This window comes from Mesorhizobium sp. M1365, assembly GCF_040317865.1.
Classification (GTDB): domain Bacteria; phylum Pseudomonadota; class Alphaproteobacteria; order Rhizobiales; family Rhizobiaceae; genus Mesorhizobium.
In genome coordinates this window covers 440,538-462,011 of the sequence record NZ_JAMYLG010000001.1, presented here as the reverse complement: position 1 = coordinate 462,011, position 21,474 = coordinate 440,538, and the positions used below count along the sequence as shown (strand labels likewise).

Sequence of the window (21,474 nt, the reverse complement as noted above, 5' to 3'; positions counted from 1 at the left end):
TCCGGTGAACCTCAAGCAGCTCTCCCACATGCTGGCGCTTTCGCAGACTACGGTGAGCCGCGCATTGAACGGCTACCCGGAAGTCAACGAGGAAACGCGCCGGCGGGTGGTCGATGCCGCCAAGCGTCACGGCTATCGCCCCAATCCGAGCGCCCGCCGGCTGGCGACCGGCAAGACCGGCATGATCGGCTATGTGCTGCCGACGGGAACGACCGTCGACATCGACCCGCATTTCGTCGAGTTCCTGTCCGGCCTCGGCGACTATGCGCGTTCGCACGAGCTCGACCTGGTGCTGTCACCGGCCGATGCCGACGACCAGGAGACGACCTACCGCCGCATTGTCGCCAACCGGCAGGTCGACGCGGTCTATATCTCGTCGCCGAGGCCGGCCGACCGGCGGGTGGCGCTGGTCAATACGCTCGGCATTCCCTTCATCGTCCATGGCCGCAGCGAAGGCTTCGATTTCGACTATCCGTTCACCGACATCGACAATGAGGGCGCCTTCCACGAGGCGGCGCGGCTACTCGTTCAGCTCGGTCATAGGCGTCTGGCGCTGATCAACGGCGACGACCGCGAGACCTTCGCCATCCATCGCGAGCGCGGCGTGCGCCGCGCGCTTGCGGCGAACGGCCTGGTGCTTCGAGATCAGCATGTCTGTTCCCTCACCATGACCGAGGAGAACGGCTACCGCGCCGCCAGGCGTCTGCTGGAACAAAGCGACGCGCCGACGGCGATCGCCTGCTCCAGCCTGATTATGGCGCTCGGCGTGGTGCGCGCGGTGCGCGATCTCGGCCTGACCATTCCGGGCGACCTGTCGCTGATCGCCCATGACGACGTCTTTCCCTGGCTGAAGCCGGAAAATTTTTCGGTGCCATTGTCGACGACGCGTTCGTCGATCCGCCTCGCCGGCGCGCGCATCGCCGAACGGCTGGCGGCGCGGATTTCCGGCCTGGAGGAGGGCGCTCGCGGCGAAGTCTGGCCGGTCGACCTGGTGGTCAGGGGATCGGTCGCCGGCGCGCCGGCCTAGAGGCAATCACTCTGAACGACCGAGGTCGACTCTTGGCGGCTGTTGGCCAGCACCAGCGGGTGCGTCCTGGTCTCAGGCCGCGGATTTGAGGTGATCGATGAAGGCGCGCAGCTTCGGCAGGACTTGGCGCTTGCCGGGATGATAAAGGAAGACACCCGGCGTCGTCGTGGCGACGCTGTCCAGCACCGACTGGAGTTTTCCTTCGGCTATTGGACCTTCGGCGAGTGGTCGCGGCGTCTGCGCCAACCCGACGCCCCGCATCGCGGCCCCGACCAATGTCGAATAGTCGTGCGCAATCAGCGGGCCTGAGACGATCGCTTCGATTGCACCGTTACCATCGATGAACGACCAGGGTGCGATGGCGCCATTCGAGCGGCGCAAGCGTAAGCAGGCGTGGTGGCGCAAGTCGTCGACACGCTCGGGACGGCCGTAGCGCTCAAAATAGTCAGGGCTGCCGACGACTACGAACGAGAACGGCGGGGTCAGCCGCACCGCGACCATGTCGGCGGCGATGAGTTGCCCGAGGCGGATGCCGGCGTCGAACCCGCCGGTCGCGAGATCGACCATCTGGTCGCTCACGGCGATCTCCAGTTCGATCTCAGGATAGGCTTGGCAGAACGACGCGAGCACCGGCTCCAACATCAGCGGCACGATAGCGCGAGGCACAGACAGGCGCAGCAGACCGGTCGGCCGCTGGCCGATATCGCGGGCAGCCTCGCCGGCCGCAACGAGCTCTTCGAATGCCGGGCCGGCACGGTCGAGGAACCGCTGGCCAGGTTCGGTTAAACCAACGCTCCGCGTCGTGCGGACGAACAGCGCCGAGCCCAGGCGAGCTTCCAGCGCGCGCACCGCTTGGCTCACGGCCGATGGCGTCACGCCGAGATCGGCGGCGGCACGGCGGAAGTTACGCCGCCTGGCGACGGCCAGGAACGCCTCGACGCCCTCCAGCGCACCATGTCGGACTGTGTAGTTCTGCTTCATAGGTTGTTGTGATTACACCGGATAGTCGAATTGCGGTAGCGGGCTTAAAGCCGCGTGAACCAACTGTTGAGAGTAGGCCATATGTCCACGGAAATGGTGTTCCAAACCCATCTTGTTCTCGGCTATGTCGCGTGGCTGCTTTGCTTCGGCGCGTACGGTTTGCCGTTGCTCAGGTCGATGGACCGGGTCGCGGCGCAACGCGCTATCGCTATGCTGCACAGCTTCCGCTTCTTCGGGCTCGTCTTCCTGGTTCCGGGCGTCGTAAGCCCCAATCTGCCCGCTGATTTCGCCGTGTTCGCCGCCTACGGCGATTTCGCGACTGGCGTGCTGGCCATGCTGGCGCTGCTCACGGTGAGGATACGCCCGCTCTTCTGGCCGTTGGTCGTCGCCTTCAACGTCGCAGGGACGGTCGACCTCATCGTCGACTATTACCACGCCGTTCAGATCGGCCTTCCTGCACGCGCAGGCGAACTGGGCGCCACCTACGCGATCCCGATCATCTACGTACCGCTGCTGATGATAACGCATATCGCCGCATTCTATTTTCTCCTACGTCCTCAGCAAAACGCGACCTGAGCGGGCTATTCCTTCGCCGCCTCGGCCGCCTTGGTGTTCAGAAGCCCAAAGCCGAAATCATTGTCGCGCCCCTTCGCGCCGAGATCCTTTGCCGTGGCGGCAAGTGCTTTCTCGACCCAGTCGGCGGAGCGGTCGGGCGCGGCATGCAACAGATTGGCGACGGCGCCGGTCACGATCGCCGCGGCGAAGGACGTCCCGGTCACCACGTCCGAGCCGGCGCCGCTCGGCGCCACCATCTCAACGCCGGGAGCGGAGATGAAGACATAGGCGCCGCGATTGGCCTGCGGCATCAGCCCGTCCTTGGCATCGGTGGCCGTCACCGCGATCACGCCGTCGAAGGCGGCCGGATAACCATAGGGCGCCTTCGGTCCGTTATTGCCGGCGGCCGCAACCAGCACGATGCCAAGCGCACGCGCATTGCGGCAGGCGATGCCGAGCAGGTCGTTCTTCGGGCCGACGAAGCTCATATTGATGATGCGGACATCCTGCTCCGCCGCCCAGTCAAGCGCCGAAAGGATGACGTCCATGGTCGACTTGCCGCCCTCGAAGGCGCGGGCATGATAGATCCTGGCGCCCGGCGCCATGCCTTTGAACGCGCCGGTGCCGGCGATCAGTCCATCGACCGAAGTGCCGTGGTCGCGCGCCTCGATCGGCACGTCGGGCATGGCATCGAACTGCCCGGCGATGACGCCGGAGAGCGCCGGATTGCCGTCGTCGATGCCGGTGTCGATGACGCCGACGCGCACATTCTCGCCGCTGGCTTTGTCGGCATCGAGCGCGATGCGCTCGAACGCATAATTGGCGATGCTGGCCGCCTGCTGCAGCGAGTAGACATGGTTGGCCTCACGCCGCAAAGTGCGGCCGTCGGCGGCGAGCTGCGCCAGCACGACGCCGACCGGGCGGCCATCGGGAATGCCGAAGCGCACCAGCGTGTTGCCGAGCAGCCGCGACTGCCGCTGCGAGCGTATCTCGAGGCCGAACGAGGCCGCGATCTGCTGGACCGCGCCGGCATCGCCATTGACGGTGACCAGCACCTCGTCGGGCACGAAATCGCCGGTCACGGCGCGCGGCGGCTCGGTTGCCACAAGATCGGTCGGCGCAACCACCGCACCGCCCGGCACCGCAGCCTGTATTGCCGGCGCGACGGCGGGTGGGGTTGCAGTATTGCCAGGAGGTATCGGCGCCTCGGTGACTACGGCAGGATTGGGGAACGGGTCGACAATCAAGCCCGGAAGAAACACCGCGCCCGTCGTTCCATGAGCCGGCGCTTTGCCGCCATCCTTCACGCCGCCGCCATCCTTGGCGCAGTCGGCGTTGGCAGCATTTCCCCGGTTCAGGCAGTCGATCTCAGCCTGGGTGAGGTTAGGATCGTTGGTTTGTGCAACGGCAGACGCGGCGAAGATTGTCATCGCCGCCGTCAATCGAATGACCGCCTCAGCCGCCATCAGCCGGTTTCCTTCCCTCCAGGGCAGCTTCGGTGAAAGGCTGGGCGGCGATAAGGCCAAGCAGCTTCTGATAGTCGGCGGCGGTCTCGGCCGGGACGCCGACGCGGAAGACGCCGTCGGCGGTCGGCCCGCCAGCGATCTTCAACTGGTTCTGGTCGAGAAAAGCGACGATATCGGACAGCTTCGCATCCGGTTTGAACTTCACCAGTGCAAACGGCATTTTGGCCAGATCGTCCTCCGATCCGGCAATCTCGAAATCGCCACCTCTGTTGCCGGTCTGCACAAAGGATTGCGCGACGACCAGGGCCAGCAGCACCGCGGCCGCGGCCCAGGCGACGCCGGCGGGCACCGCCATGAAGCGGCTCCAGGCTTGCGCCAGCCAGGACGATGCCGCCGGCGCGCGGGACGGGCCGGCCTCGGCGTCGAGCGCCTTGGCAAAGCGGCTGAGCGCATCGGCCGGCGGGCGGATTGCCTCGTTTGCGGCAGCGGTGCCGGAGAATTCGGCCTCGGCCTCGCCTAGTGCGGCCATCGCCGCCGGATCGCTCGTCAGCCATTCCTCGATGGCTTCGAGCTCGGTGCCCTCCAGCGAGCCGTTCAGATAAAACGGCAGCAGCATTTCCATTTCGTCGCGGCGTGACATCTTTTCAGCGGCGCTCATGGCCACCCCCTGTCGTAACCGGCGGCCTTGAGGGCTTCGCCGAGTTTCTTGCGGGCGTAGAACATCCTGGTCTTGACCGTTGCGACCGGGATGCCGAGTACCTCGCCGATCTCGCTCACCGATTGCCCGTGATAATAGGCAAGGTCGATCACCGTGCGGTGCTCTTCCGGCATGGCACCGATAAAGCGTTGCAAGGCGGCGGCCTTGTCTTCCTTCATCGTCACGACTTCCGGCGTGTCGGCGCCGTCGGCGACCTGGGCCGCGTCATGGTCGTCGATCCAGTCTTCCTTCCTCTTGCGCAGCAGGGACAGCGCCTTGAAGCGGGCAATGCCGAGCAGCCATGTCGAGACCTCCGAGCGCCCCTCGAAGGCCGGTGCCTGCCGCCAGAGTTCGAGGAACACCTCGTTCGCGATATCGTCGGCCATCTGTTCCGATCCCGTCTGGCGTGCCACGAAGCGGTAGACCCGCGCGCGGTGGCGCATGAACAGGAGCCGCACGGCGGCACGGTCGCCTTTCGCGACCCGCTCGACAAGCGCGCGATCGGTCTCCGCGGCCGTCATCGCCGGTCGAGCCGCCTGGCTCCTGCCTGCTCTGTCGCTGATCGGCCCAAAAAGGTTCACCGCATCCGCCCGTATATCTGCGGAGGCTAACTGAAGAGCGGGAGCGTTGCCAGAGGGAGAAGAGGGCGCGCGCTCAACTCAGGAACGGCTTTGCCTTCATCGTCGCCGGCACCGGCACGCCGAGGCGCGCAAGCACCGTCGGCGCGAGCTGCAACTGATCGAGCAGCGTATTGGCTTCCGGACCCTCGCCGGATCCGAAGTAGTAAAGTGCGAAATTCTGCATCTCCTCGTCGTGGCCGCCATGATGGCCGCGATCGGTCTGGCCATGATCGGCGGTGACGATCACCTCGTAGCCGGCTTCCCGCCAGCGCGGCAGGAAGCCGGCGAGCATGGCGTCCATTGCATAGACGGCATGATCCATCTCGTGGCAGTCATGGCCGAAGCGGTGGCCCATCGAGTCCAGAGTACAGCTGTGCAGGATGCCGTAATCGATGCCGTAGCGCCTGGTCAGCATGGTCAACGTCGCGAACAGGTCGACGTCGCTCGGTGTCATCTGGTTCCTGGCATTGTAGCCGGTCATGGTGTGAAACCGGCCATGGCTGATCGGCCTGCCCGGCTGGTCGAACTCCATGTCCTCGACCAGATCGAACGGATAGGCCCGGAAGAATTCGGACCAGTAGGAGTGAGTGACCGCACCGGTCTTGCCGCCGGCCCTGCTGACTTCGGAAAAGATGTCCGGCTGTTCGACGCGAAACCGGTTCTCGTTCGACAGGATACCGTGCATTTGGGGCGGCACGCCGGTGTGGATCGAGGCATAGCAGGATGCCGAGGTCGACGGCAGCACGGAGCGCATTTTCCATACGCGGGCTTCGCCTGATTGCACCCAGCCTTCGAGATTGCCCATCAGCCGACGCCAGTTCCGGTAAGGCACGCCGTCGAGGATGATGAGCAATAGTTTTGTGTTGAGCGCCAAGGGCGCCTCCATGCGGCTTAATCGGAAAAGTCAGGGCCGGCCTGCCGTTCAGTCCACGCCCGGACAGGATCGTCGGGCGCAAAGTGCGGCCCGCTAGTTCCCCGCGCTGGCCATGCGCCGTCCCTTGATCGCTTTCTCTAGCCAGCCGATCTCCATTTCTGGCACCGACGATAGCAAAAGATCGGTGTAGGCATCGAATGGTGGCGTCAGCACGGTGCTCTTGGCGCCGTAGCGCACCACTTCGCCGCGATACATCACGGCGATTGAATCGGCGATCGACTTGACCGTGGCCAGGTCGTGGGTGATGAACAGATAGGCGACGTTTTCCTCTTTCTGCAGCCCGAGGAGCAGCTCCAGTATGCCGTGGGCGACCAGCGGATCGAGCGCCGAGGTCACCTCGTCGCAGATGATCAGCTTCGGCTTGGCGGCGAGCGAACGGGCGATGCAGACGCGCTGCTTCTGGCCGCCCGAAAGCTCGGCCGGATAGCGGTCGACATAGCCTTTACCCATTTCGATCTTATCGAGGAGTTCGGCGACGCGTTTGTCGCGCTCGCGCCCGCGCATCCCAAAATAGAATTCCAGCGGCCGACCGATGATGGTGCCGACCGTCTGGCGCGGGTTCATCGCCACGTCGGCCATCTGGTAGATCATCTGCAGCTGGCGCAGGTCCTCCTTCGGCCGGTCGGCAAGCCGGTTGGCGAGCGGCCGTCCGTCGAAGGTGACGGTGCCTTGTTCGGGCGGCAAGAGGCCGGTGATGGCGCGCGCCAGTGTCGATTTGCCGGAGCCGGACTCGCCGACCACCGCCAGCGTCTGGCCGGGGAAAATATCGACCGAGACGTTCTTCAGCACCTTGATGTGACTGCGGCCATAGGCGGCGGTGATGTTCTTGACCGACAGGAACGGGCTCGTGCCGGGCTTCTGCTCCTGGTGTTCGATCTCATGCACCGAAACCAGCGCGTTGGTGTATTCTTGGCGCGGCTCCTTGATGATCTGGCGGGTGCCGCCCCATTCGACCAGCCGGCCGTGGCGCAACACCATGATCTCGTCCGAGACCTGGGCGACGACGGCAAGATCGTGAGTGATGTAGAGCGCCGCGACATGCGTGTCGCGGATGGCATCCTTGATCGCCGCCAGGACATCGATCTGCGTGGTCACGTCGAGCGCCGTGGTCGGCTCGTCGAAGACGATCAGGTCGGGTTCCGAGCACAGCGCCATTGCCGTCATGACGCGCTGCAGCTGACCGCCCGACACCTGGTGGGGAAAGCGCTCGCCGATGCTTTCGGGGTTCGGCAGGCTGAGCTTCTTGAACAGCGCCACGGCGCGCTTTTCGGCTTCGGCCCGCGTCGCCGTGCCGTGCAGGAGTGCTGCCTCGACCACCTGGTCCATCAGCCTGTGCGCCGGATTGAAGGCGGCTGCCGCCGATTGCGCGACATAGCAGACCTCGCGGCCGCGCAATTTGCGGAAGCCTTCGTTGCCGCCCTTCAGGATGTCGCGGCCATTGAGGATGACCTCGCCGCCGGTGATGCGCACGCCGCCGCGGCCGTAGCCCATCGACGACAGGCCGATGGTCGATTTGCCGGCGCCGGACTCGCCGATCAATCCGAGCACCTTGCCCTTTTCGAGAATCAGCGAGACATCGTGCACCAGCACGATGTTCTTCGGCGCCTCACCCGGCGGATATACCGTGGCCTCGATGCGAAGATTGCGGATGTCGAGCAGCACGCCGGACTTTGGTTGCCCGGGCTTCGGTTGGCCGGGCTTTGGTTGCTTGTCAGCCATTACCCGCGTCCTCCCTTCAGGCTTGTCGTGCGGTTGAGCACCCAGTCAGCGACGAGATTGACGGAAATCGCCAGCGCTGCGATCGCCGCCGCCGGAATGAGGGCGGCGCCTATGCCGAAGACGATGCCATCCTTGTTTTCCTTGACCATGCCGCCCCAATCGGCGTCCGGCGGCTGCACGCCAAGCCCGAGGAAGGACAGCGTCGACAGGAACAGTACGGCATAGATGAAGCGCAGGCCGAGTTCCGAAACCAGCGGCGACAGCGCATTGGGCAGGATTTCCCGGAAGATGATCCAGCCGCTGCCTTCGCCGCGCAATTTGGCCGCCTCGACATAGTCCATGACGTTGATATCGACGGCGACCGCCCTCGACAGGCGGTAGACGCGGGTCGAGTCGAGAACGCCCATGACCAGGATCAGCGTCACCAGATTGGATGGCAGCACCGACAGCACCACAAGCGCCATGATCAGCGTCGGGATCGACATCAGGAGATCGACGAGACGCGACAGAAGCGTGTCGAACCAGCCGCCGAAAACCGCCGCCGAGAAGCCGAGGATGGCGCCGAGCGAGAACGACAGCGCGGTCGCCAGCACCGCGATGAACAGGGTGATGCGGGCGCCATAGATCATGCGCGACAACAGATCGCGGCCGAGATTGTCGGTGCCCAGCCAATGCGCCGCCGACATCGGTTCCCAAGGGACGTCGCTGACGATCTCGGCATTGCCATGCGGCGCGATCCACGGCGCAAAGATCGCTGCCAGCACGAACAGCGCCGTCAGCACGATGCCGACCAATGCCGGGATGGGGATGCGTTTGATGACGAGCATACCCGCCCCCCTCATTTCGGATGTCTGAGGCGCGGATTGGCGACGATCGCCGCTATGTCCGCGATGATGTTCAGGCTGATGTAGACAGCGGCGAAGATCAGCCCGACCGCCTGCACCACCGGCACGTCACGCTTGGTGACGTGGTCGACGAGGTATTGGCCCATGCCTGGATAGACAAAGATAACTTCGACCACGACGACGCCGACGATCAGGTAAGCGAGATTGAGCATCACGACGTTGATGATCGGCGCGATGGCATTGGGGAAGGCATGCCTGCGGATGACCGCGAAGGCCGAAAGCCCCTTCAGTTCGGCGGTCTCGACATAGGCGGACTGCATCACATTGAGGATCGCAGCGCGCGTCATGCGCATCATATGCGCGAGCACCACCAGGGTCAGCGCTGCCGCCGGCAGTGCTATGGCCTGAATGCGTTCGCCGAAAGGCATCCCGTCATAGACCGTGGAAATGGCGGGAAACCATTGATGTTGCACCGCGAAGAAAAAGACGAGCACATAGCCGATGAAGAATTCCGGAAACGAGGTCGAGGCGAGCGCTAACCCGGAGATCAGCTTGTCGACCCAGCCATTGCGGTAGCGCACCGCGATCAGGCCGAGGATGATCGCCAGCGGCACCGCGACGATCGCCGCCCAGAAGGCGAGGAACAGCGTGTTCCACAGCCTTCCCTTGATAGAGGTTGCGATATCCTGACCGCTCGACATAGCCGTGCCGAGATCACCGGTCAGGATGCCGCCGAGCCAGCGAAAATAACGGATGTAAGCGGGATCATTGAGGCCGAGCTGCTCGCGCAGATTGGCGAGCGACTCCGGTGTCGCCGACTGCCCGAGAATGGCTTGCGCGACGTCGCCGGGCAGGATTTGGGTGCCGGCGAAGATCAGGACCGAAACGGCCAAGAGCAGCAGAATGCCCAGCGCAATGCGCTGGGCCACCAGTTTCACGATGGGTGAGGACATATCCGCAAGGCCGGGCTCAGGCTTCGAGCCAGCACTTCGCCAGAGCATATCCGTTCATCAACTCCTGATGCGGATCATCCACCCAGCCGGCGACCTTGGCGCCCGTCGCGTCGATGAACTGATTGAACATCGGCAGGATCAAGCCGCCCTCGTCGCGCACCATCACAGCCATGTCGTGGTACATTGCCTTGCGCTTGGCCTCGTCGAGCTCGGCGCGAGCCGCCAGCACCATCTTGTCGAAATCCGGACGCTTGAAACGTGTGTCGTTCCAGTCGGCCGTCGACAGATAGGCGGTAGAGTACATCTGGTCCTGCGTCGACCGGCCGCCCCAGTAGGAGGCGCAGAAGGGCTGCTTGTTCCAGACTTCCGACCAGTAGCCGTCGCCCGGTTCGCGTTTGATCTCCAGCTTGATGCCGGCCTTGGCCGCGCTTTGCTGGAACAGCTGTGCGGCATCGACGGCACCGGGGAAGGCGACGTCCGACGTCCGGAGCAGGACGGCACCGTCATGGCCCGATTTCTTGTAGTGGAACTTGGCCTTATCGGGATCGTATTTGCGCTGCTCGATCTCGGTGAATAGCGGGTACGATGCATTGATCGGGAAGTCGTTGCCGAGCGAGCCATAGCCACGCAGCACCTTGTTCAGCATCTCCTCGCGGTCGATCGCCAGCTTCAACGCCATCCGCAAGTCGTTGTTGTCGAACGGCGCGGTGTCGCAGTGCATGATGAAGACGTAGTGGCCGGGTCCCGAATGGTTGCGGATGGTGACGCCGGGCACGCGCTTGATCAGATCGACGATCTTCGGCTCGACCCGGTTGATCATGTTGACCTGGCCGCCCTGCAGCGCCGCCGTGCGGGCCGTGGCGTCGTTGATGACGATGATCTCTATCTGGTCGGCATGGCCCATCTTGTCGCCCTGCCAGTAATTGGCGAAGCGCTCGCCGCCATGGCGTACGCCGGGCTCGTTGGTGGTGACCTTGTAAGGACCCGCCGAGATACCGGCATCGGCCTTGTCCTTGCCGCCGTTCGGCTGGATGATCAGGTGATAGTCGCTAAGCAGGTAGGGCAGGTCGGCATTCGGCTCCTTCAGCGTCAGCACCACTTCCTTGCCGCTGGCCTTTATGCTCTCGATGCCTTTCATGTAACCAAGCGCGCCGGACTTCGACTTCTCGTCCGAATGGCGTTCGAGGGTGGCGGCCACGTCCTCTGCGGTCACCTTCTTGCCGTTGTGAAACTCGACGCCATCGCGGATCTTCAGCGTCCAGGTCTTGGCGTCGTCCGACGAGCCGATCTCCTCGGCAATGCGGTTCTCGAGCTTGCCTTCGGGAGACAGTTCGACGATCAGTTCGCCCCACATCTTGCCGAAGGCGAACGGCACCTGCGTCATGAACAGCGCCGGATCGAGACTGTTGGTGGACTCGCCACCGACCAGGCCAGCCTTGAGCGTCCCGCCCTTGACCGGACCCGCCGCGCGTGCTGCACCGGAAAGCAGCGAATTGGCGAAGGTTACGGTGACGCCGAGCGCTGCTGCCCGGCCGAGAAAATCGCGACGGCTCAGCTTGCCGGACGCAACGCGCCGGCTCAGATATTCCAGTTCGTTCGACATGTTGAGTTCCTCACTCTGTTGGTCCGACCTTATGGTCGTTTTTCTCATTTCAATCGGGAGAATAATGACCGTAAGGGAAAGCGGTAAGCAAGACCGAATGCGACATGCCGTGGCGTAAATCGTGCGTCGCAATTGGACCAATCGCTATAAGCGCTCAAAGCAGTGCGCGCGGGATTTTCTCCTCGAAGTTGCGCTCGAAGACGAGTTTCTCGCCTTCGTAGGCTTCGATTCTGGCGCTAACCACGAAGCTTTGCGCGTCGGACCGCATTTCGGCGAAGGTTTCTGTGCGCACCGACCATCCATTTCGCGACAGCGTCTGGGTCCAATGCGTCTTGCCCGAGGCTGACAGCGGATTGTCGGGATGGATCGCCCATGTCTCTCTGGCGATGCTGCCATTGGCGAGGCCATGCCCCAGGTCGCGCACCTCACCGAAATCGTCGACGATGAAAAGCGTAATCATTCCGGTCTTTTCGTCGCGATCGACATGACGCTCGGAATTGGCGGGCCGAAGCGTCTCCGTTGCCCAGGGCGCAGCACCTTCGGGAGCGGGGAAGGTGACCTCGTCGCCTGTCGCTGGCGGGCGCACCGGCAGCATCAATGTCGCGGCCGACAATTCCAGCCGGACCGGCTCCGGCGACGGCCAGATCATCGGCCAGTAGGCGTTCGAAACGGCAACGCGCAAGCGATGGCCGGCCGGCACGCGATAGGCGCATTGGTCGAGCACGACCCGGGCGCTGACGGTTTCGCCGGGCACCAGCGCTTCGGGAAATTCGTGCGAGTTGCGATGCGTCAGGTTGAGCACGCCGTACGAGATCAGCTCCGATGCCCCGTCCGGATGGACGTCGCACAGCCGAACCGCGATGTTCGCCTGGCGCCGGTCCGACGAGACGCTGACCACAACTTCGGGAGCACCGACAATGTCGACCGTTTCGGTCAGCACCGGCTGGTCGAAGCACACCGACAGCGCATCGTCGGGGCGCTGGTCACCCGGCAGTTCCGGGCCGAAGGTGAAGGGGAAATATTCGCCGCCGGCGAGGCCGCAGCTTTGCGGCGAAGCGACGATGGCGTGGTTACCTTCAGCGATAAGCTCAACCTCTTGGGTCTTGATGTTGGGTGACGGCCATTCCGATTCAGCGACCCAGCGGCCCGGGCGCTCGGGATGCCAGCGCGCCGGACGCACGCTGTCCATGACATAGGCGCGGTAGGCGGGGTCGGCCTCGACGCCGGTGTCGATATCCTTCAGCCAGCGGTCCCACCAGCGCAAGGCCTCCTGCAGGAAGCCGATGCGCGGTTCGGGCGCGGCGTAATGCGGGTATTTGTGGATCCACGGGCCGACAATGCCCTTGACCGGCGCCTCGATATTGACGGCGAGATGGGAAATCGTATTGCGATAGCCATCATGCCAGCCGCCGATCGACAGCACCGCGGCATGGATGGCGGAATAGTCCTCGCAGATCGAGCCGCGCTTCCAATAGGCATCGCGATGCTGGTGCTTCAGCCACAGCGGTGCCAGGAAGGGCTGGTTCTCCAGCCTGGTCAGCCACAGGTCGCGCCATCTGTTGTCGCCGGCCAGCAACGGATCCGGCGGCCTTGACGAATAGGACAGCATGGTCGAGGCCCAGCCGAAATTCTCGATCAGCAGGCAGCCGCCCTTGTAGTGGATGTCGTCGGCATAGCGGTCGACCGTCGAACAGAGACTGATGACCGCCTTCAGCGCCGGCGGCTGCTTGGCTGCTACCTGCAGGCAGTTGAAGCCGCCCCACGAAATGCCCATCATGCCGACATTGCCGTTGCACCAGGGCTGGTCCGCCGCCCAGGCGATGACGTCGCAAGCGTCCTGCAATTCCTGCTCGGAATATTCGTCGTCCATCAGCCCTTCGGAATCGCCATTGCCGCGCATGTCGACGCGGATCGAGGCGTAGCCGTGGCCGGCAAAATAGGGATGCGTCAGCTGATCACGATAGATCGTGCCGTCGCGCTTGCGATAGGGCAGGTGTTCGAGGATTGCCGGCACTGGATCGTCGGCAGCATCGGCCGGCATCCACACCCGCGCCGACAGCCGGCAGCCGTCCGGCATGATGATCCCCATATCCGGAAATTCGACGATCTTTCGTGGGAATTCAGTGACGATTTTCATGCGGGCGAACTCCAGGAGCGCCAGATGATGGAGCCCGTGAGAGCGCGTCATGGGCCAGTCAACGAATTCGGCTGGTCAATCCGCGTCAATTCAGCGGTATGTCGTTTTCGGCCTTGCTTGCTTGATAGGCGGCGGACAATTCGTCATAGCGCGCTGATATTGCGCCGATACGCGCTTCCAGCCGCTCGCGCTCGGCATCGGGCAGCGAGCGCACCAATTTGCGGATCGAAAAGCTCTTCCAATAGGCATTCTCGGCATTGTAGCCGCCGGGATCGAGGGTGAAGACCTCTTTCAGGATCTTCAAATCGTGCGGGATGTCGAAGCTGTCGCGCGAGTCTTCGTGGCTGAACAGATAGAAGAAATTGTCGAAGCCGGTCCAGGTGATCGCCGACAGGCAGAGCGAGCAGGGTTCGTGCGTGGCAAGAAAGATCGCGTCCTTGGTGTCGACGCGTTCGGCTTTAGGCATTTCGTAGAAGCGCTTCAGGCAATGCACCTCGCCGTGCCAGAGCGGGTTTTCGGTCTCGTTGTTGGTTTCGGCAAGCACCAGCGAGCGGTCGTCCTTGCGCAGAATGGCCGCGCCGAACAGCTTATTGCCGTGCGCGACGCCTTCGACGGTCTTCGGCACGATGTCGTGCTCGATGACGTCGAGCAGTCGGTCGATCAGCGAAATGTCGGTCATCATCTAATCCCGTCGGGAAGATCGATCTCGTAGGCGTGCGAGAAATGGCACTCTTCGAGATTGGAGCCGTCGCCGCCGCGGTCGACGACCACAAAATCCTGGACATCGCCGATCGGCGTCAGCACTCCGTGCCACAGATTGCGCGGATAGTTGATGCCTTGCCCGGGCGCGGTGATGAAGGCATGCGGCTCGCCCGGGCCCTCTTCGCCGTCATGGCAGACGACGACCAGGAACGGCCGTGGTGACAGCGGGATGAAGGCCTGGCTGCCAAACGGATGGCGCTCCACCATGGTAAGCTTCAACGGCAGCTCATAGGGCGTGCCACGCACCATCGAGATCAGCACGCGCGCATTCGGCCCTCGTGCTTCCGCCGTGGCGAGGTCATGGTAGCGCTCAGCCTTGCCGCCATTGATCGGATAATGGTTGTCGCCGCCCATATCGATGACGTCGCCGAATTCGGCGAAATTCTCGCGGGTCAGCGGCCGCGCGACGATGCGGGTCATGGTGTGGGTCTCACGACGCCGGCGCTGCCAAGCTTGGCGTGGCGGTTGACGTCCTTATAGAGGAGATAGCGGAATTTGCCCGGCCCGCCGGCATAACAAGCCTGCGGGCAGAAGGCGCGCAGCCACATATAGTCGCCGGCTTCGACTTCGACCCAATCCTGGTTGAGACGGTAGACCGCCTTGCCCTCCAGCACATAGAGCCCGTGTTCCATGACGTGCGTCTCGGCGAAGGGAATGACTGCGCCAGGCTCGAGCGTGACGATGGTGACATGCATGTCGTGGCGCATGTCGGCCGGATCGACGAAGCGCGTCGTCGTCCATCGGCCTTCGGTACCCGGCATTGGCGTCGGCGCGATTTCCTGTTCGTTGGCGAAGAACGCTTGCGGCTGGTCGATGCCGTCGACTGCGTCATAAGTCTTGCGGATCCAGTGAAAGCGGACGGCGGCACCGCTTTCATTGCGCACCGTCCACCCGCTCGCCGGCGGCAGGTAGGCAAAGCCGCCCGGCCTTAAGCTATGTTTCTTGTCGGCAAGCGAAACGCATAGCTCGCCTTCGACTACGAACAGGGCACCTTCGGCGGCGGCGTCAAGCTCGGGGCGGTCGCTGCCGCCGCCGGGCGCGAGCTCGACGATATATTGCGAAAACGTCTCGGCAAAACCCGACAGCGGCCGCGACAGCACCCAGACGCGTGTCCCATCCCAGAACGGCAAAGCACTGGTGACAATGTCCTGCATCACGCCTTTGGGGATCACGGCATAGGCCTGTGTGAACACAGCGCGGCCGGTCAGCAATTCACTCTGGCCGGGATGTCCGCCCTGCGGCGCATAATAGGTTCGCTCGGCCATTTTCATCATATCCATAAATTCAAGCCTGTTGCGGAAGCCAGGGCATATGGCGGCAGCCAAAGCCTATTGCGGAAGCATGTCCTTGAGACGAAGCAGCGCGATGCACTCGACCTGTCTGCAGGCGGTTTCGAATTCGACGTCGTGGCTGTTGCCGATACGCGCCTCGAACTCGGCCAGGATCTCCGCCTTGGTCTTTCCTTTCACCGCAATAATGAAGGGGAAACCGAAACTAGTGACGTAGGCGGCATTGAGTTTTGCGAACAGCTCGCGCTCCTTCTCGGTCAGCGCGTCGAGCCCTGCCGAAGCCTGTTCCCTCGACGATTCCGCCGTCAGCCGCTTGGCCTGTGCCAGTTTTCCGGCAAGATCGGGGTGGGCATTGAGCACAGCAAACCGCTCGGCCTCGCTGGCCGCGCGAAACACGCGGCAGAGCGCGTTGTGCAGGCCGCCGGCACTGTCATGGGCCGGGCCGAGCTCCAGCTCATAAGCGCGCTCGGCAACCCACGGCGAATGCTCGAAGACGCCGCCGAATGTGTGGACGAAGGCCTCGAATTCCATTTTCGACGGGCGCAGCGCCGGCAACCGGAACGGATGCGTCTCCTGCCAGTGTTTTGCAATGTCGATGCGTCGTGCCAGCCAGACCTTGTCATGCGATTTGACGTAGTCGATGAAGCGCTTCAGTGCCGCGACCCGGCCCGGCCGCCCAACCAGGCGGCAGTGCAGGCCGATATTCATCATGCGCGGCCGCCCTGCCTTGCCCTCGGCATAGAGCATATCGAAACTATCCCTGAGATAGGCAAAGAACTGGTCGCCCGAGTTGAAGCCCTGCGGCGTGGCAAAGCGCATATCGTTGGCGTCGAGCGTGTAGGGGATGACCAGCTGCGGCTTCGCCGACCCGTCCGGTGCCGCATGCTCGAACCAGTAGGGCAGTTCGTCGTCATAGGTGTCCGACACATAGTCGAAGCCGCCCTCTTCCGCCGCCAGCCGCACCGTGTTGATCGAGGTGCGGCCGGTGTACCAGCCGGTCGGCCGCGCTCCTGTCACCTCATAATGCAGCCGGATCGCCGCCTCCATGTCGTGGCGCTCGTCTTCCGGGGGATGGTCGCGGTAGTCGATCCATTTCAGCCCGTGCGAAGCGATCTCCCAGCCCGCCTCCTGCATCGCCGCAACCTGGTCGGGCGAACGCGCCAGGGCCGTGGCGACGCCATAGCAGGTGATCGGCACCTGTGCCTCGCTGAACAGGCGCAGCAATCGCCAGAAGCCGGCTCGGGCGCCGTATTCGTAGATCGATTCCATGTTCCAGTGGCGCTGGCCGAGCCAGGGCGCGGCGCCGACGATCTCCGACAGGAAAGCCTCCGAAGCCTTGTCACCGTGCAGGACGCAATTCTCGCCGCCCTCTTCGTAATTGACGACGAACTGCACCGCGACATGCGCCCCGCCGGGCCATTTCGGATCCGGCGGATTGGCTCCGTAGCCGCGCATGTCTCGTTCGTAACGCATTCTCGCTCCTGCCGGAAATTGTAATCAGGATAGTCGAAAGGAGTGCCTGCGCATTCCCCCGAAATTTTTGAAAGTGTTTTTGTCGCGCTCCGCTCGACCGGGACTTATGCATCGCCTTTAATTGGCGCACAATTCATGAATAGTGTTCGACCGTTCAGGGAATGGAGCAGCCAGTGGCGGAAACGTCGAAAGCCGAAGGCGGGCGCCTGACGACCCACGTCCTCGACACTGCGGCCGGCAAACCGGCGGCCGGTCTGTCGATCGAGCTCTATCATCTTGACGGTCAGGCCCGGACGCATCTGAAAACGGTCGTCACCAATCACGACGGCCGTTGCGATGCTCCGCTGCTTGCCGGCGCTGAATTCCGCACCGGCGAATACGAGCTGGTCTTTGCGGCCGGCGATTATCTGCGCGGGCAAGGGACAAAACTGGCGGAACCGGCCTTCCTCGACCATGTGCCGATCCGCTTCGGTATGGCCGAGCCGATGCACTATCATGTGCCGCTGCTTCTGTCGCCGTACGGCTATTCGACCTACCGGGGAAGCTGAGATGGCAGGGATCAAGACACGCAACGAAATCCGCTTCATCCTCAATGGCGAGGACGTCGCGCTCGGCACGGTTGCACCGGACCAGACCCTGCTCGACTGGCTGCGGCTCGACCGCTCGCTGCGCGGCACCAAGGAAGGTTGCGCCGAGGGCGACTGTGGCGCCTGCACGGTGCTGGTCGGCAGGCTCTCCGGTGGAACACTGGTCTATGAAAGCGTCAATGCCTGCATCCGCTTCCTTGGCTCGCTAGACGGCACGCATATCGTGACCGTCGAGCATCTGCGCGGCGACGCAGGAAAACTGCATCCCGTGCAGCAGGCCATGGTCGATTTCCACGGCTCGCAATGCGGCTTCTGTACACCGGGTTTCGTCATGTCGCTTTATGCTCTGTGGATGCGGGCGCCGGAGCCGTCGGACGCCGCCATCGAAAAGGCGCTGCAAGGCAATCTCTGCCGCTGCACCGGCTACGAGGCGATCATGCGCGCCGCACGTGCCATCTCCAGCTACGGCACGGCGGCAAAGGATCCGTTGGCGGCGGAGCGCAAGGCAGTCACGGCCAAGCTCGAAGCGATGAAGGACGGTTCGCGCATCGAGATCGGCTCCGGCAACAAGCGGCTGATCGTGCCGGCCAATGCCGACGATCTGGCCAGCGTACTCGTCAAGGAGCCGGGCGCCACTATCGTCGCGGGTTCGACCGATGTCGGCCTTTGGGTGACCAAGCACATGCGCGATATTGCGCCGGCGGTTTTCATCGGCAATCTCGATGGTCTGTGCGGGATTTCCGAGGACAAGGGCGTCATCTCGATCGGCGCCGGTGTCACCTATAGCGAAGCCTTCTCGACGCTGGCGAAACGCATCCCGGCGCTCGGCCCGCTGTTCGACCGCATCGGCGGCGATCAGGTGCGCAACATGGGCACCATCGGCGGCAATATCGCCAACGGTTCGCCGATCGGCGACACGCCGCCGCCGCTGATCGCACTCGGTGCCCGCCTGACGCTGCGCCGCGGCGACAAGCGTCGAACGATCCCGCTCGAGGAGTTTTTCATCGCCTATGGCAAGCAGGACCGGCAGCCCGGCGAATTCGTCGAGGCCGTGCATGTTCCGGTGCCGGGCAGCGAGACGAAATTTGCCGTCTACAAGATCACCAAGCGCCGCGACGAAGATATCACAGCAGCGCTAGGCGCGTTTTTCCTGAAGCTCGCCGAGCATGGCACGGTGGCGGATGTGCGCATCGCCTATGGCGGCATGGCGGCAACGCCGAAGCGAGCCTTTGGCGTCGAAAAGGCATTGCTTGGCAAGCCCTGGACGGAAGCGACGGTCGAGGCGGCGATGGCCGCGTATGCCGGCGATTTCACGCCGCTAACCGACATGCGGGCAAGCGCCGAATACCGGGCGCTGGCGGCGCGCAACCTGCTGCTGCGCTTCTTTGCCGAAACCACCGGCACCCGGGCGCCGATCCAGGTATCACGGCATGAGGCGGCATGATGAACAAGCACGCCACGCCAAACCTGAAGGCGCAAAAAATCGCCGGCGGCGTCGCCACCGACCAGCGCCATGATTCCGCGCACAAGCATGTCAGTGGCACGGCCGTCTATATCGACGACATGCCGGAACCGGCCGGCACGCTGCACGGCTGCCTTGGGCTTTCGACGGCGACGCATGCCACCATCACCAGCATGGACCTATCGGCGGTGCGCGCGGCACCCGGCGTCATCGACGTGCTGACGGCGAGCGACGTGCCAGGCGAGAACGACATTTCGCCGACCGGCCGTCACGACGAGCCGGTGCTGGCCGACGGCAAGGTGCAATTCTTTGGCCAACCGATCTTCTGCGTCATTGCCGAAACCCGCGAGCAGGCGCGCCGTGCAACGAGGCTGGCCAAGGTCGAATACAAGGAATTGCCGTTCGTCGCCGATGTCGGTGAGCTCGATCCCCGGAAAGATAAGCTGGTCACGCCCCCGCTGACGCTGAAGCGCGGTGATGCAGCGGCTGCGATCAATGCGGCGCCGCGCCGGCTGAAGGGAAAAATGCGCATAGGCGGCCAGGAGCATTTCTATCTCGAAGGTCATATCGCCTTGGCCATCCCCGGCGAGGACCACGACGTCACCATCTATTCCTCGACCCAGCACCCGAGCGAAATCCAGCACATGGTCAGCCATGCGCTGGGTGTGCCGAGCCATGCGGTGACGGTGGAAATCCGCCGGATGGGCGGCGCTTTCGGCGGTAAGGAAACGCAAGGCAATCAGTTTGCGGCATTGGCCGCTATCGCCGCGAAGAAACATCATCGGGCCGTGAAAATCCGGCCTGACCGCGACGACGACATGATCGCCACCGGCAAACGCCACGATTTCCTCGTCGACTACGAGGTCGGCTTCGACGACGAAGGCAATATTCTGGGCGTAGATTTCATGTTCGCGGCGCGCTGCGGCTTCTCGGCCGACCTCTCCGGCCCGGTCACTGACCGCGCGCTGTTCCATTGCGACAACACCTATTTCTGGCCGGCGGTGCACGCGCAATCGGCGCCGCTCTACACCAATACGGTATCGAACACCGCCTTTCGCGGCTTCGGCGGCCCGCAAGGCATGGTCGGCGCCGAGCGCGTCATCGACGAAGTCGCGTTTGCCGTCGGCAAGGACCCGCTCGAAATCCGCAAGAAGAATTTCTACGGCACCAGCGACCGCAACATCACTCCCTACCACCAGACGGTCGAGGACAACATCATCCACCGCATCGTCGCCGAGCTGGAGGCGAGTTCCGACTATGCGAGGCGCCGCCGCACCATCGATGCTTTCAATGCCAACAGCCGCTTCATCAAGCGCGGACTGGCGCTGACGCCGGTCAAGTTCGGCATCTCGTTCACCGCCACCCATTACAACCAGGCCGGCGCGCTGGTGCATGTCTATACCGATGGTTCGGTGCATCTGAACCACGGCGGCACCGAGATGGGGCAGGGCCTCTATGTCAAGGTGGCGCAGGTTGTGGCGGAAGAGTTCCAGATCGACCTCGATCAGGTCAAGATCACCGCGACGACGACCGGCAAGGTGCCGAATACCTCGGCCACCGCCGCGTCTTCCGGCTCCGATCTCAACGGCATGGCGGCGCAGAATGCCGCCCGCCAGATCAAGGACCGGTTGACCAATTTTGCCGTCGAGAGATACCAGGTGCCGCGCGACCAGGTGCTGTTCCTGCCCAACCGCGTGCGCATCGGCAACCAGGAGATCGCCTTCGCCGATCTCGTCAGGCAGGCTTATATGGCGCGCATCCAGCTTTCGGCGGCGGGTTTCTACAAGACGCCGAAAATCCATTGGGACCGCGACAAGGGCGAGGGCCATCCCTTCTACTATTTCGCTTACGGCGCCGCGTGCTCGGAAGTGTCTGTCGACACGCTGACCGGCGAATATATCGTCGAGCGCACCGACATCCTGCACGAAACCGGCCGCTCGCTGAACCGCGCCATCGACCTCGGCCAGATCGAGGGCGGCTTCATCCAGGGCATGGGCTGGCTGACAACGGAGGAACTGTGGTGGGACGACAAGGGGCGGCTGCGCACCCATGCGCCATCGACCTACAAGATCCCGCTCGCGTCGGACCGGCCGAAGATTTTTAATGTGACGTTGGCCGACTGGGCGCAAGCAGGCGAGCCGACGGTGTACCGCTCCAAGGCGGTCGGCGAGCCGCCCTTTCCGCTCGCAATGTCGGTGCTGCATGCGCTGTCGGACGCAGTGGCGAGCGTTGCCAGCCACAAGATCTGCCCGCGCCTCGACCCGCCGGCCACGCCGGAGCGTGTGCTGATGGCGATCGAACGGCTGAAGCGGGAAGCCAAAACCGGCACTTGAATCCCGGAAAACGTGCAATTCAGGCCGAAAA

Annotated in this window: 19 protein-coding genes; 5 read left to right on the top strand and 14 right to left on the bottom strand. The window is 63.6% G+C overall.

The genetic code is table 11. The features are described from left to right. Nucleotides 1-4 precede the first annotated feature (4 nt). Nucleotides 5-1,027 carry a substrate-binding domain-containing protein gene (locus NKH04_RS02050; protein ID WP_352681548.1) on the top strand — a complete coding sequence of 341 codons (1,023 nt, stop codon included), beginning with the start codon at nucleotides 5-7 and terminating at the stop codon, nucleotides 1,025-1,027. Between the two features lie 72 nt (nucleotides 1,028-1,099). Here NKH04_RS02050 and NKH04_RS02045 read toward each other — a convergent pair whose 3' ends face one another. Beyond that, entirely contained in the window at nucleotides 1,100-2,008 is a 909-nt protein-coding gene (locus NKH04_RS02045) for a LysR family transcriptional regulator (RefSeq protein WP_353043998.1), read from the bottom strand. 81 nt (nucleotides 2,009-2,089) lie between these two features. Here NKH04_RS02045 and NKH04_RS02040 point away from each other — a divergent pair, with 81 nt between their 5' ends. Beyond that, nucleotides 2,090-2,584, top strand: a complete 495-nt coding sequence (locus tag NKH04_RS02040) for a DUF8737 domain-containing protein (RefSeq protein ID WP_352919373.1) — start codon at nucleotides 2,090-2,092, stop codon at nucleotides 2,582-2,584. 5 nt (nucleotides 2,585-2,589) lie between these two features. Here the strand turns inward: NKH04_RS02040 and NKH04_RS02035 are convergent, their stop codons facing one another. The 13 genes from NKH04_RS02035 to puuE all read right to left on the bottom strand — a co-directional run bounded on the left by NKH04_RS02035 (nucleotide 2,590) and on the right by puuE (nucleotide 17,061). Beyond that, nucleotides 2,590-4,029 (bottom strand): S8 family serine peptidase, encoded by a 1,440-nt coding sequence (locus NKH04_RS02035; RefSeq protein ID WP_353043997.1) that lies wholly within the window; start codon nucleotides 4,027-4,029, stop codon nucleotides 2,590-2,592. After that, a complete protein-coding gene (locus NKH04_RS02030) occupies nucleotides 4,019-4,687 on the bottom strand; it encodes an anti-sigma factor (RefSeq protein WP_352469844.1) in 669 nt (222 codons plus the stop codon). Before NKH04_RS02030 ends, NKH04_RS02035 begins: the two co-directional genes overlap by 11 nt. Next, a complete protein-coding gene (locus NKH04_RS02025) occupies nucleotides 4,684-5,247 on the bottom strand; it encodes a sigma-70 family RNA polymerase sigma factor (RefSeq protein ID WP_353043996.1) in 564 nt (187 codons plus the stop codon). The genes NKH04_RS02030 and NKH04_RS02025 overlap by 4 nt, the downstream gene beginning before the upstream one ends. Nucleotides 5,248-5,380: 133 nt before the next feature. Then, nucleotides 5,381-6,220 (bottom strand): alkaline phosphatase family protein, encoded by an 840-nt coding sequence (locus tag NKH04_RS02020; protein ID WP_352818712.1) that lies wholly within the window; start codon nucleotides 6,218-6,220, stop codon nucleotides 5,381-5,383. A 93-nt stretch (nucleotides 6,221-6,313) separates the two neighbouring features. After that, a complete protein-coding gene (locus NKH04_RS02015) occupies nucleotides 6,314-7,999 on the bottom strand; it encodes an ABC transporter ATP-binding protein (RefSeq protein ID WP_353043995.1) in 1,686 nt (561 codons plus the stop codon). Next, nucleotides 7,999-8,826: an ABC transporter permease gene (locus NKH04_RS02010; protein ID WP_352469848.1), complete on the bottom strand. Its 828-nt coding sequence runs from the start codon at nucleotides 8,824-8,826 to the stop codon at nucleotides 7,999-8,001. The genes NKH04_RS02015 and NKH04_RS02010 overlap by 1 nt, the downstream gene beginning before the upstream one ends. Nucleotides 8,827-8,837: 11 nt before the next feature. Then, on the bottom strand, nucleotides 8,838-9,797 hold the full coding sequence (locus NKH04_RS02005) for an ABC transporter permease (protein WP_352469849.1): 960 nt from the start codon (nucleotides 9,795-9,797) through the stop codon (nucleotides 8,838-8,840). Nucleotides 9,798-9,813: 16 nt separating this feature from the next. Then, nucleotides 9,814-11,400 (bottom strand): ABC transporter substrate-binding protein, encoded by a 1,587-nt coding sequence (locus NKH04_RS02000; RefSeq protein ID WP_353043994.1) that lies wholly within the window; start codon nucleotides 11,398-11,400, stop codon nucleotides 9,814-9,816. 154 nt (nucleotides 11,401-11,554) lie between these two features. Then, nucleotides 11,555-13,537 (bottom strand): CocE/NonD family hydrolase, encoded by a 1,983-nt coding sequence (locus NKH04_RS01995; RefSeq protein ID WP_353043993.1) that lies wholly within the window; start codon nucleotides 13,535-13,537, stop codon nucleotides 11,555-11,557. Nucleotides 13,538-13,622: 85 nt separating this feature from the next. Beyond that, on the bottom strand, nucleotides 13,623-14,216 hold the full coding sequence (locus NKH04_RS01990) for a nucleoside deaminase (RefSeq protein WP_352540356.1): 594 nt from the start codon (nucleotides 14,214-14,216) through the stop codon (nucleotides 13,623-13,625). After that, nucleotides 14,216-14,719 (bottom strand): ureidoglycolate lyase, encoded by a 504-nt coding sequence (locus tag NKH04_RS01985; protein ID WP_352767343.1) that lies wholly within the window; start codon nucleotides 14,717-14,719, stop codon nucleotides 14,216-14,218. The genes NKH04_RS01990 and NKH04_RS01985 overlap by 1 nt, the downstream gene beginning before the upstream one ends. Continuing rightward, the gene (locus tag NKH04_RS01980) at nucleotides 14,716-15,564 is read right to left on the bottom strand and encodes a bifunctional allantoicase/(S)-ureidoglycine aminohydrolase (RefSeq protein ID WP_502898520.1); all 849 of its coding nucleotides are present in this window, start codon (nucleotides 15,562-15,564) and stop codon (nucleotides 14,716-14,718) included. The genes NKH04_RS01985 and NKH04_RS01980 overlap by 4 nt, the downstream gene beginning before the upstream one ends. Nucleotides 15,565-15,627: 63 nt before the next feature. Then, entirely contained in the window at nucleotides 15,628-17,061 is a 1,434-nt protein-coding gene (puuE, locus tag NKH04_RS01975) for an allantoinase PuuE (protein ID WP_353043992.1), read from the bottom strand. 173 nt (nucleotides 17,062-17,234) lie between these two features. Between puuE and uraH the strand changes: the two genes are divergently transcribed. From uraH to xdhB, 3 genes are read left to right on the top strand one after another with little or no spacing between them, the layout of a single operon-like run. After that, a complete protein-coding gene (gene uraH / locus NKH04_RS01970; RefSeq protein WP_352469857.1) occupies nucleotides 17,235-17,609 on the top strand; it encodes a hydroxyisourate hydrolase in 375 nt (124 codons plus the stop codon). Between the two features lies 1 nt (nucleotide 17,610). Further along, on the top strand, nucleotides 17,611-19,092 hold the full coding sequence (gene xdhA / locus NKH04_RS01965) for a xanthine dehydrogenase small subunit (RefSeq protein WP_352469858.1): 1,482 nt from the start codon (nucleotides 17,611-17,613) through the stop codon (nucleotides 19,090-19,092). Next, nucleotides 19,092-21,443, top strand: coding sequence for a xanthine dehydrogenase molybdopterin binding subunit (gene xdhB, locus NKH04_RS01960; protein WP_352540493.1), 2,352 nt, complete (start codon nucleotides 19,092-19,094; stop codon nucleotides 21,441-21,443). The genes xdhA and xdhB overlap by 1 nt, the downstream gene beginning before the upstream one ends. Nucleotides 21,444-21,474 lie beyond the last annotated feature (31 nt).